Annotated in this window: 2 protein-coding genes and 1 pseudogene; all 3 read right to left on the bottom strand. The window is 45.3% G+C overall.

Going from position 1 to position 13,362, the window contains the following annotated elements; all coding sequences use genetic code 11:
* Positions 1-32: 32 nt before the first annotated feature.
* A pseudogene (locus BSI_RS00075) lies at positions 33-1,928 on the bottom strand (condensation domain-containing protein); the annotation flags it as partial.
* Between the two features lie 19 nt (positions 1,929-1,947).
* A complete protein-coding gene (locus BSI_RS00080; RefSeq protein WP_003242403.1) occupies positions 1,948-9,630 on the bottom strand; it encodes a non-ribosomal peptide synthetase in 7,683 nt (2,560 codons plus the stop codon).
* A gap of 24 nt (positions 9,631-9,654) precedes the next feature.
* A partial coding sequence (locus tag BSI_RS00085) for a non-ribosomal peptide synthetase (RefSeq protein ID WP_032732417.1) occupies positions 9,655-13,362 on the bottom strand: 3,708 nt, incomplete at its 5' end.

The raw sequence follows: 13,362 nt of genomic DNA, 5'->3' as shown, positions 1-13,362 counted from the left end.
CGAGATTACAAGGTGACTGGAGTTCTGTTTTGAAAGGAAACAGCCTGGCGGTGCTCAACCGCTACCCCTTTTGGCTGCCCGGTGGAGCCCGACGTATAGATGACATAGGCGAGAGAGCCGCTGTCAGCAGGAGCAAATACATGGCTTTCTGCTTCTTCGCTCGCAAGAGATGCCATGTCCACTTCAAGCATCTCTCCGGAAAAGCTCGGTGCGGAACATCCCGGCTGTGCCAGCAAGAGCGCGGCCCCGCTGTCTTTCAGCATATAGCTCAGCCGTTCCTTTGGATATGCAGGATCAAGCGGCAAATACGCCCCGCCTGCCTTCAATACAGCAAGTACAGCTATCAGCATTTCAGGTGACCGTTCAGACAGGACACCGACGATGCTTTCCTTCGTGACGCCGCGTGCCGCGAGGCGCGTAGCCAGCCGTCTGGCATACATGTCAAGCTCAGCGTACGTCAGCGAACCGCCGGAAAAGCGGATGGCCGGCCGTTCCGGTGTGACAGCCGCCTGTCGTTCAAACAGACCGTGCAGGGTTGGGGCTTCAGGCGAAACAGATACTGCCCCGTTGTTTTGAGAAACGATTTTCCGTGTTTTGTTCTCATCTAACAATGTCATCTTTGACACGGGGAGAGATGGATCAGAGATGACGTCAGAGACCATGTGCTGTAAATAATCTTTTATCTCGGACATCATGCTTGGTTGATAAGCGCCGGTATGAAAATGAATCCGAACGTACAACGTACGGCCTGGGATCACTTTGACACTGCAGCTATAATTGGTCACCTCTTCCATCTCAAAATCCTTCACGGAGAAATCAAATGATCCAGCCTGATTCAGCCCTTCAATCTCTTGCTGGGTAGGTGTATTTTCAAAGACGATAATATGATCGATAAGCTCTTGTTTGAGAGCACTCTGCGCCTGAATGTCATATAAAGGGAAGTAACTATATGCTTCTGCTTCAGTCATGTCTTTTTGCATCCTGCTGACTAGGTCAGAAAAAGAAAGAGAATCACTTTGGACTCGAATAGGAATGGTATTGATAAAAAGTCCGACCATGTTTTCCACATCTTTTAGCTCAGAAGGTCTGCCTGATATAACGGATCCGAACACAGCATCGCCGCAGCGATTGAACTTTTGGAGCATAATCCCCCATAAAGCTTGGAAAACAGTGTTTAGTGTCGCTCCAGAAGCTGCTGCGATTTTCTGTAATTCGGAGGTTTCTTTTTCAGGAATGGAAAACGTGATCTGCTCTAATGTCCCATCCGGCATTTGATCTGTTCTTTTCGGCAGAGGCGTAGCTTTTTCGAAATGCTGAAGCCTCTTTTTCCAATACTCAGCCGCTTCTTCTCGGTCTTGCTGCATCAGCCATTTAATATACGTCCCGTACGGCTGTACGGGAGGCAAATCAGGAAGCCGACCTTTTCCCAGCTCTTGATAAATGTAGAGAAAATCCTTAATAACGATGCCTAAACACCAGCCATCCATTAAAATATGATGGTGGCTCCAGATACAGACATAGCGATCTGGCGCCCATTTTAAAATAGATATTCTCATCAGTACATCTGTTTGGAGATCGAATCCCCTGGATTTATCCTGCTCTTTGAATGCCTCGGTACAATGTTCTTTATCTCTTTCGTTGAGGTGAGAAATATCTTCAAAATGAACATGGCAATGACGATGCTTGAGTACGACTTGACGGGGTTTGGCTACATTTTTATAGATGAACGCCGTTCGGAAGATTTCGTATCTTTCAAAAACAGCATCCATACTTTTCTGGAAACGCTCCAAGTCAAGCTGTCCATGGATCGTAAAAGAAGCCTGTTCAAAATAAGCTCTTGACTGTTCATCATACAGTGAATGAAAAAGCATCCCTTCCTGCATAAAAGACAAAGGGTATATATCCTGTATTTCGGGTTGCTGCGGCATCAGTGTGAATCTCCTCTCCCTATAGTTTGTTGACGGCACCCATAATTTCACTCAATTCATCAAGTGTTAAATCTTCATCAGTGAAATCAGATGCGCTCCATTCTCGGTTTTCTTTGCCCGTACAATGCTCAATGATATTTTCCAGAGTCTGTTTAAAATGCTCTGCAAATGTTTGGATTGTTTTTTTCTCAAATTGAAGCCTGTTATAGATCATGTGCATGTTCAGGCATCCCGAAGAAACGGCGCCGCTGATATCCAGTGCATAAGGCCGCTCCCATTCCGGGCTGATCTCATTCCCTGGCTTGATGTCAGAAACCTCAAAGGCTTTTGATTGAATATCCTGATCAAACTGGCCTAAATAATTAAAGCTGATGTCCGGGCTGCCTTTCTCAGAGCCCCATTTTTTGTTGGTATATTTCAGCACACCGTAGCCTGCGCCCTTATGCGGTATACGGTGCAGCATATCTTTTGTCTGTTTAATGAGGTGGCCCAGCCGCTCATCTTTGTTCTTATGATCAGAATGGCTCATATCAAGCCATACAGGATAAATCGAGGTGAACCAGCCGACTGTTCTGCTAATGTCAATATCCTCAAGATATGATTCCCTTCCATGGCCCTCCATGCTGATTTTAAACTGGTCATAGCCTGTCCATTGCTGCAAAGCAAGGCCTAAAGCTGTCAGAAGGATATCATTCATCTCCGTGCTGTATGCTTTATGTGCAGCCGTTAACAATAATTCTGTATGATGGCTGGACAGATTAAAATCAATCACTTCTGTATCTTTGAATGTGTTTGGTGCTGCTTCATTGTCTTTAGGAATAGGTTGAATGTGACGGTTCTCTCGCTCATCCCAATACACTTCTTCTCGCTGTATCTGGCGGCTTTTAGAGTAGTCAGCTATTCTTTGTGAATACGTTAAATATGAATCTGTTTTTTGCGGCAGTTTAATAGATTCTCCTGAGACTGCCTGTTTGTAAGCTGTTGAAAAATCCTCGAACAAAATGCGCCATGAAACTGCATCAACAACTAAGTGATGAATCGTCAGAAACAAATGGTCTCCATTCTCGGCTCTAAACAATCCAGCGTGAAGCAATGGGCCGGTTTCCAAACGAATATGCTCCTGCATCTGGCTGGCTGCTTCCTTAATCCTGTTATGCGCTTCTGTTAAGTTATCCTTTATATCAAACAGTTCAAGAGCATATAGCTCCTTATCTGGCAAATCTATTCCTCTGCTTATCTGAACCGGCCTGCCATTTTCATACCGGCATACGATTCTCAGTGCGTCATGATGAATCACCAGGCTTTTTAGCACCTTTTTAAGCGCTGTCTCGTCAAATCGTTCAGTCCGATAGAGCATAACGGACTGATTAAAATGATGGATTTCCAGAGATTGCGAGAAAAACCATTGCTGGATAGGTGTCCAAGTGATCTCGCCTTCGACCGGACCTTGGTCAATGACGTGTACGGCTTTTCGAACACGAGCGGACAGTTCGCCAAGAGTCTGATGTTCAAACATCTCACGTACTGTCGTTTCAAAGCCGCGCTGCTTCAGTCTGGCACAAACTTGCAGTGCTTTAATAGAATCTCCGCCAAGCTCAAAGAAATTGGCGCTTACGCCCAGCTCCTCCACATCAAGAAGCTCCTCCCAAATTTCAGCCATCACCTTTTCAATCTCATTTCTTGGTCTGATATCATCAGCCGTATAAGCGTTTTTTTCAGGTTCCGGCAGGGCTTTCTGATCAAGCTTTCCATTAACATTAAGCGGGATGCTGTCAATCTGTATCAAACGGGCCGGCAGCATAAAGTCAGGCAGCATGGTTTTTAGAGAAGTCCGGATTTCTGATGCATTCGCGGCCTGTTGATCTTTTGTCACGATGTATGCATATACATCTGCTTGCCCTTGCTCATCTGTTCTTGTGATGACAGCCGCCTCTTTAATAGCTGGAAGCTGAAGAAGAGCCGCCTGGATTTCGCCTAACTCAATACGGTGTCCTCTGACTTTAACCTGATCATCAATGCGGCCTAAGTATTCCAGCTCGCCATTTGACAGGCGTTTAGCAAGATCTCCTGTTCGGTATAATCTATCCCCCGGAAGATAAGGATTAGGCACAAAACGGTCAGCGGTCAGCTCATCTCTGTTGAGATATCCCCGTGCCACACCTTCACCGCCTATATACATCTCCCCTGGAACTCCGATCGGCTGCAGATTCATATGAGCATCCATCACATAAGCCTGCAGAGTTGAAAGCGGCCGTCCGATATTGCTTTTATTTTTTGCAATGTCTGCTGCGGACAATTTTTTGAATGTTACATGTACCGTCGTTTCTGTAATACCATACATATTGATCAGATCAGTATGAGGATATTTTTTATTCCAGCTTTGAAGCATGCCGGGCTGTAAAGCTTCGCCGCCAAAAATCACGTATCGGATGTTTAATCGATCCGTATGGTTTTGATCTTCATGCATCAGGCCGTAAAAAGCTGTCGGGGTCTGATTGAGTACAGTGACGCGTTCTTTTTTTAACAATAATCGGAATGCATGGGGATCACGGGCTGTTTCTTTAGAGACCACGACTAGTGTACTTCCGTTTAATAACGCACCGAACATTTCCCATACAGAGAAATCAAAGCAATATGAATGAAAGAACGTCCAGACGTCTTCATGGCCAAATTTAAAAGGCAGGTTTTGATGCTTTAAAAGACTGATCACATTGCGGTGCTCGACAATGACGCCCTTTGGCTGGCCAGTCGTTCCGGATGTGTATATCACGTAAGCCGGCTGATCCGATAGGGTTTCTTGAATGTTTAAATCATCCGGAATTGAGTCGCTATCACCTTCATCGATATACATAATAGGCCCGTTGTAGTCTGCAGGTTTGTTTTGGCCGCGCTCTGTCAGCAACATTTCTGCCCCGCTGTCATTGAGCATAAAACTGATACGTTCCTGAGGATATTCAGGATCAATCGGCAAGTAGGCCCCTCCAGCTTTTAAAATCGATAAAATGCCAATGATCATATCAGGTGACCGATCGAGCATCAGACCTACGATATCGCCAGTTCTGACCCCTTGTTTGATCAGCATAGCAGCTGTCCGCTCAGCTTTTTCATTCAGGTCTCGATAAGTAAGCTTAGAGTGACCGTACACCACTGCGAGATGCTCCGGATGTTCAGCGGCTTGCTTTTCAAATAAGCTTACAATGTTTTCATTTCTCGGATAAGCGGCATACTGTCCCATTTTTTCAAGGAGCAAATTGCGCTCTGCAGCAGGAAGCAATTGCATTTCCGAAATTCTCATCTTGGTATCAGCCGTTACACTTTTCACCAGTTCAATAAAATGGGATGCCCATCGCGCAATGGTCTCTTCTTCAAAAAGAGCGGTGCTGTATTCAAACCGGCAGTGAATCCCGCCCGAATGCTCCTCAGCGTGTAATGTCAAATCGAATTTAGATATATCGTGTTTTGCAGTGACAGACGAAATTGATAGACCAGGCACTTCGAACTGGAAATCCTCACTGCTTTGAAGCACGAGCATCGCATCGAACAGCGGGTTGCGATTTACCTCTCGATGTGTATCGAGCTTATCTGCCAGCTCCTCAAAAGGATAATCCTGATGCTCGTAAGCCGTCAGAGCCAGGTGGCGAATATCCTGCAAATACGAGCTGAACGTTTTGTGGCCCTCGGGCTGGCTGCGCATCGCTAAAGTATTTACGAACATCCCGATGACGCGCTCCAAATCGGCGTGCGGTCTTCCGGCAGCAGGCGAGCCGACGACAATATCCTCTTGCCCGCTTAGCTTGGAAAGTAAAATAGAATAGACAGCCAGAAGAATCATATACAACGTTGTTCCCGTTTCAACCATTAAACGGTGCAGCTCATCTGCCGTGTCTTTATCAATGTTTACTTCGATTGTTCCGCCGCTGAAATCAGGGAGACGCGGTCTTGTTTTATCAAGCGGTAATTCTAATACTGGAAGACTCCCGCCAAGCTGATCGAGCCAGTAGGCCTCCTGTTTTTTGTATAGCTCTTTCGGGTACTTTTCTTGCTGCCAAACAGCAAAATCCTTATAATGCAGGTTTAAAGCTGGCAACTCTTTTTCGCAATACAAGTCAGTAAATTCTTGGACAAGAGTGCGCATCGAGACACCGTCGGCAATAATATGGTGCATGTCGAGCAGCAAAAAGCCGCGATTATTGCCCATTGTAATGACACATGCTCTAAAAAGCGGACCGGACGATAGATCAAACGGTTTGATAAAAGATTCGATTGCGGACTCAAGCATTTGTTCTGATTCCATTTCAAGCTCTTTCAGATCAAAAGCCATCTCTGGATGAATGATCTGCACGGGCTCTCCTCTGTCAAGCACAAAAACAGTCCGCAATGCTTCATGCCGATTCACAAGTTCTGTGAGAACGCTTCTCAACCGCTGGCGATCCAGATTTCCGCGTAATTCAAGTACAGCGGGCATGTTATAGCCTGTGCTGTCATCTGCCAGCTGATGGAGAGCATATAATCGTTTTTGTGAGAAAGACAGCGGATAGACATCTCTTTGATCCGCAGGATCAATCTGTGTAAAAGCATGTTCTTTTAAGCTCATCAATTTGACTGCCATGCTTTCAACTGTCGGATTAGAAAAAACCTCACTGATCGGCAGCTCGATATTAAGCTTTTTATGTATTCTTGAAACCAGTGCGGCCGCTTTTAAGGACTGTCCGCCTAATTGAAAGAAATCATCACGAATGCCGATTTGCTGTTTATTCAGCACATCTCCCCAAATATGTGCGAGATCAGCCTCGATTAAAGTTCGGGGCGGCATATATGTGAGGCTCGCATTGTTTTCTGGTTCAGGAAGTGCTGAGCGGTCAAGCTTCCCGCTGGATGTTAATGGCATCCGGCTGATGTTGATGAAACTTGCTGGAATCATATAGGGAGGCAATGTCCCGGCAAGAAGCCGATGCAAATCCGGGAGATTGTTTCCCTTTTCCAGAACGATATAAGCAACAAGCTCTTTTTCCTCAGCAGAAACATCACGGGCCAGTACTGCTGCTTCCTTCACTCCTGGCGCCTGTCGAAGAACCGTTTCAATTTCTTTCAGTTCAATGCGGTAACCCCTAATTTTCACTTGATCATCAAAACGTCCTATATATTCAATCGTTCCATCGGGCAAAAAGCGGCCTGCATCACCTGTTCGGTATAAACGCTCCCCTTCAAGGAACGGATGATCGGAGAATGCTTTCTCTGTCAGCTCTGGCTGTTTGTAGTATCCTCTGGCAAGCCCCGTGCCGGAAATACACAGTTCACCCGCCGCGCCGATCGGCTGCATTTGATTTCCGTGTAAAACAAATACTTTTGTGTTCGCAATCGGGTGTCCGATCGTGATCCTCTCTTTTTCGTTCAGTTGACGCAATATTGTTGTTGCCACACTATTTTCTGTGGGCCCGTATTCATTTGCCAATTCTGCAGAAGGACAAATCTTTTCGCTCATCTCAAGCAGGTCAGGCGTGACCGCTTCACCAGCGAATGTCACAATACGAAGACTTTTTGCATCGTCAGCAGTCATCACTTCCAATAACACCCGGTACAGGGAAGGAACAATGATCGTGTGACTGACCTTATAACGGGCTATTTTTCGTTTAAGGGCTAGCACATCCTTCGCTTCGTCATCCGTTGTCAGCAATACGCACGCACCGGATATAAGCGGGGTAAACAAGCTCGTCACACAACCGTCAAACACATATGAAAACAAATGGAGGGATATATCCTGTTCGGTCATGCCATACTCTTCCCGTCTCCATTGCAATGTATTGGCAATGCCTTGATGATTAACTAGAACACCTTTAGGGCGCCCTGTCGTTCCCGACGTATAGATCAAATAGGCGAGATCACCAAGCGGCACATCTGGAGCTGCTGTTTGGTGACTTTCTGTATGTTCTATCATTATCATATTTCCTTTATAGTGCGGCGGGATGAATGACATAAGGTTTTCTTCTATCAGCAATTGAGCTGCTTGACTGTCCTTCAGCAGAAAAGAAAGACGTTCTTCTGGGAAATTTGGATCAAGCGGCATATAAGCGCCGCCTGCTTTCCAAATCCCAAGTAGAGCTGCAGACATTTCCATTGACCGGTTCATCATCACAGCCACGATATCTCCAGATCCAACGCCTTTTTCTATCAGGGCGTGCGCAATCTGATTGGCTCTTATATTTAATTGGCGATAGGTCCAGCAATCGTCTCCCAATTTTAATGCAGCAGCTTCAGGTGTTTTGCGGGCTTGTTCCTCGAACAATTGGGATATCGTTTTGTTCACATAAGGACGCTCAGTTTCGTTAAACAATTGGATAACCTGTTGCTCCTCCGGCGGGACGATATTGATGTCACTGACGGCAATATCGGGATGTGCCAAAATGCAATCTAGAGCTTGTTTTAGATGCCTCTGAATCCTCAGCATCTCCTCCCGTTCATAAACGGCTGCGTTGTAGCTGAATTTGATATAAAATGATTCTCCCGGAACAATAACGATATTAAAGTCGTAATTGGTTTGCTCCGACATTGAAATGTCACCAAGCTTCAGTGCATTTTCCTCGTCTTCACTCTCAATACTTAACGCCTGATCAAGCTGTACAGGATAATTTTCAAAGACAAAAATATGATCGATCAACCCTTGCTTCAATGGACTATGGTTCTGAATTTCATAAAGCGGATAATACCCATGCTGTTCAGATGCTAAAATATCCTCCTGCACGGCTTTGGCCAGCGAAGAAAACGTCATGCCCTCCGCAGATCGAATTCGCACTGGGATAGTATTAATAAACAAGCCGACCATTGATTCAATACCGTCAATCGCTGACGGGCGTCCCGAAATGACGGAGCCAAAAACTGCGTCATCTGTGGCATTATATCGATGGAGGAGCACGCCCCACATACTCATAAACAACGTGTTTAATGTCACTCCCCAATTTTGGGCGGCCTCAGTCAGTTTCTCAACCATTTCCGGTGCTAAAGAAAAGCTGATCTGGTCGGCTTTATAATCCCCGTCCGCCGGGCGGGGATTTATCCGGGGGATAGATGCAGTATTGCCGTACTCCTTCAAATATTCGCTCCAGTAAGCAGCAGTCTCTTCTTGATCTTGTTCTCCGAGCCATTCAATATAGCGGCTGTACGGTACCGTGCTGCCAAGCCGTACAGGTGAGTTATTTTTGAGCGAATCATACATGCTGAAAAACTCTTTAAGAATAATGCCTAGACACCAGCCATCCATGATGATATGGTGATGTGTCCAGACACATGTATATTGGCTGTTGCCTCTATCAAAAAGGGCAAGACGCATTAACGGATCTTTTTGCAAATTAAATCCTTTTTCCCGATCCTTGGTCATAAAAGCATCGATCAGAGCCTGCTGTTCATGATCGGCCAGGTGAGAAAAATCTTCTCTATACACTGTCAATTCCCGGTTTGACAGGACTACCTGCTGCGGACCTGTAAGATCTTGGACTTCTTTAATAAAAATCGTTCTGAAAATATCATACCGGGAAACAAGAAGGTTTAAGCTCTTTTGAAACGAGTCGATGCATAGATTCCCTGTGATCGTAAACGAGGTCTGTTCGACATAGGCTTTTGAGCTGACATCCATCAGTGAATGAAACAGCATTCCTTCCTGCATGTGCGATAACGGATAAATATCTTGAATCTGTGCCGCTTGTGCCATCAATTTCACACACCTTTTCAAAAGTTAAAGATCTTTCACGAGATCTTCGATGCTAGATAATGCAGACAACGTTAATTCCTTATTGCTGAAATCACTCAGCGTTTTTTCGCGTATTTTTTTCTGAGAACAATGCTCAATCATCTCGATAAGATGCCTGTGAAAACGATCCATAAAACACTCAATTGAGTGTTGGTTGAACACTTGGGTGTATACCGCTTTTACTTGAAGCCTTCCGTCCGTAATGAGGGCATTGATGTCCAGCTCATACTCTCGTTCTCTCTCACCCGCTATTTCGTAACGAGGCTGGTAATATGATAATTGAAACGTTTCAGCTTCCTTCTCTTCGCTAAATTGGCCGAGATAATTAAAGCTAACCTCAGGCTCTTTATGAGGTAGTTCTCCTATGTGTGTTAACAATCCGTAACCAGTTCCTTTGTTCGGTACCCTTCTCAGCATATCTTTTGTCGTCTTAATTCGGTATGCGAGCTGATCCTCGAAAGGCTCGGGAATACCCATGTCCAGCAGAATAGGATAAATGGAAGTAAACCATCCAACTGTCCGTGAAATATCAATGTTTGGCACATGCCCCTCTCTACCGTGTCCCTCAGTGCTAATCACGATTTGGTCATGTCCTGTCCATTCAGAAAGCGCCATTCCTAACGCCGTAAGCAAAAGTTCGTTGGCATTAGTGCCATAGGCTTGCTGGGTTTCAAACAGCAATTTTTCAGTCCAGTCCCCGGATAGTACAAACGCCGCTGTATCGCTGTTCATTTGCAGTCTTCCTGGCACATTTTCCGTGTCCTTAGGCAGAAAAGCAGTGTGAGCGTCCAAAATTGATTGCCAATATGATTTTTCTGCAAGCAATTGTTTGTTTTCAGCAATTTGTGCAAGACCATTGGCGTAGGACAAATAAGAATCCGTTTTTGGCGGTAATTGGATCTCTTGTTTTTCTAAAGCCTGCTGGTATGCTGCAGCTAAATCCTCAAGCAGTATTCTCCAAGAAACGCCATCTATCACAAGATGATGAAGCGCAATCAGCAAATGGTCCCCTTCTGCCGTTTTAAACAAACCTGCTTGCAGCAGAGGCCCTTTTTGTACATTCATTTTGCTTTGAATGCCGATTTCCTCAGCGGCTAGTTTTTCATCAAACTGAGTCCTTTCCAGTGATTCTTTTGTCCAGTCTGCTATGTGAAGGCCGAACAGTTCATGATCGTTGTGATTCATTCCGCGATTATACTGAACGACATGGCCGTTTTGATTTCGTTGAAAAACCATGCGAATTGCATCGTGATGCTCGGTTATTTTACGCAGCGCCCGACGAAGCGCATTAGTATTGAATCCTTTTTCACTGAAAAGTATGACGGACTGGTTGTAATGGTAGTGAAAAGCATGAACCTGTCCGAAAAATCTTCGCTGAATCGGGGCGAGATCAGCTTCACCTTCCGCAGGTCCCTGATCAGCTTGAGATGCCAATGGTGTGATATGTCCGCTTAGCTCCTGAATCGTTGGATAACGGAATAAGTCACGTATTGTCATGCTCCAGCCTTCAGCGGCCAGCCGTGCTGCCACTTGTAATGCTTTTATTGAGTCTCCGCCAAGCTCAAAAAAGGAATCGTGAATGCCGACTCGCGCAATGGACAGGACATCTTCCCATATTTCCGCTATCGTTTTTTGTATGTCGTTAACTGGTGCCGTATATGGACGTGTGAACACATCATTTGGAGCCGGCAAGGCGTTTTTGTCCAGCTTTCCGTTTAGGGTCAGCGGCAGTTTTTCTATAGGAATCAGATGCGCAGGAATCATATATGCCGGCAGCTCCTTTGTTAAAGCAGCACGGAGAGTATTCGTATTGACGTCTGAAGGCACAATATATGCTGCTAAACCAGCATGTCCATTCTTATCATGCTGAACGGCAACAGCAGCTTCTCTGACCAGCCCGGTTTGAAGCAGAACACTTTCAATTTCTTCTGTTTCAATTCTGTATCCATTTATCTTCACCTGATAATCCATTCGGCCAAGAAGCTTGATCGTTCCGTTTGGAAGCCAGCAGGCTCGATCACCGGTTCTGTACAGCCTTTCTCCGGAGACAAATGGATTTTCTGTAAATTTCATTTGCGTTAAGTCAGGTTTATTATGATAGCCTTTCGCAACACCTGCTCCGCTGATGCATAGCTCGCCGGCAACGCCAATCGGCTGAATTTGATTAGTCTGGCTGAGTACGTACATGTGTACATTCGGTAGCGGGCTGCCAATTGGGACGTTATCTCCCGTATACTCTTCTCCCATCCTTGTTTCATAGCAGCTGGAATCGATCGTCGCTTCTGTGACGCCATAACTATTGATGATGCGCATGCTTTGGCCAAAGCGTTCTGTCAATGTTTTGAAATCTTGAGCTTTCACCATGTCGGAACCAAGAATCAATATGTCTAAGTCAGGAAGCTTGAGCTTGTTACGGTATACATACTCCATAATTGGGATAATGAGAGCCGGCGTTGACTCCATTATCGTGATTCGCCGAGAGTTCATGATTCCATATAATTCAGCAGGTTCCAGCCGCTTTTCATCTGGGCAAACGATTAGAGTCCCGCCGTTGATCAATGTTCTCGCTAAATCTCCTGAAAAGACATCAAATGAAAAGCTCGCCATTTGGAGCAGTCTGACAGGCTTCCGATCCAGTTCATAAATTTGCCGCCAAGCAAGAGCTGCATGGGTAAAGTTCCGATAGGTGACAATAACGCCTTTAGGCGCGCCCGTAGTTCCTGACGTATAAATGATATATGCTACATCCTCAGGAGCAGGAGATAAGTCAAGGTTGCAGCTGTTTTCTTCATAAGAGCTCTCATCATCAAGGCAGATGTGAGATATATCACATTCAGAAGAGTTTGAAATCAAATGCTTCAACTCCTGCTGCAAAAGAAGAATGTCTGCTTCGCTATCACGGAGAAGGTATTCAATTCTAGCTTTTGGATAATGTGAATCGATTGGGATATACACTCCGCCAGCTTTCATTACTGCTAGGATTCCAACAATTGCATCAATGGACCGCTTGGCTAAAACAGCCACAGTTGGCTTCGCCCCTTTTCTTTTTTGCAACGTCCGTGCCAGTCGATTGGCTCTTTCGTTTAGAAGCCGATAACTAATCTGTGTTTCGTCATCAATAACAGCTATATGTTCTGGTGTTTCTTCAGCTCTCGCTTCAAATATGCGATGAAAAGGAACATCTTTTTGAGAAAATTCAATTTGAGTTTTGTTGAATTCAAAGACTATCTTTTGTTTTTCTTGATGACTAAGAATGTTTATTTGTGAAAGGTTTGTTTCAGGATTAGAAAGTGCCGCATGCAGAAATTCGATAAAATGAGCTGCCCAGCGCTCAATCGTAGCTTTCAGGAATACTTCCGTACTAAATTCCAATTCGCAGCAAATGGCTCCATCTGTTTCCGTTGCTATTAGTGTGATATCGAATAAAGAAATGTGATGTGCGAAATTGGCGGGCCGGACTTTTATCTCTTCCAGATCCATGTCCTGCTTTTCCATATTTTGAAGGATAAACATCGCATCAAAAACTGGATTCCGGCTCATATCCCGCGTCAATTTAAGCTTGTCGACGAGCTCTTCGAACGGATAATCCTGATGCTCGTAGGCTCCCAATGCTGTCTCGCGCACTTCCTGCAAATACTGCACAAACGGCTTCCCGCCCTCCGGGCGTGTCCGCAGCGCCAGCGTGTTCACAAA

Origin of the sequence: Bacillus inaquosorum KCTC 13429, from assembly GCF_000332645.1 — a bacterium.
Taxonomy (GTDB): Bacteria; Bacillota; Bacilli; order Bacillales; family Bacillaceae; genus Bacillus; species Bacillus inaquosorum.
Note: the sequence above shows the minus strand (reverse complement) of the source record. Positions and strands in the feature narration are given on the sequence as shown.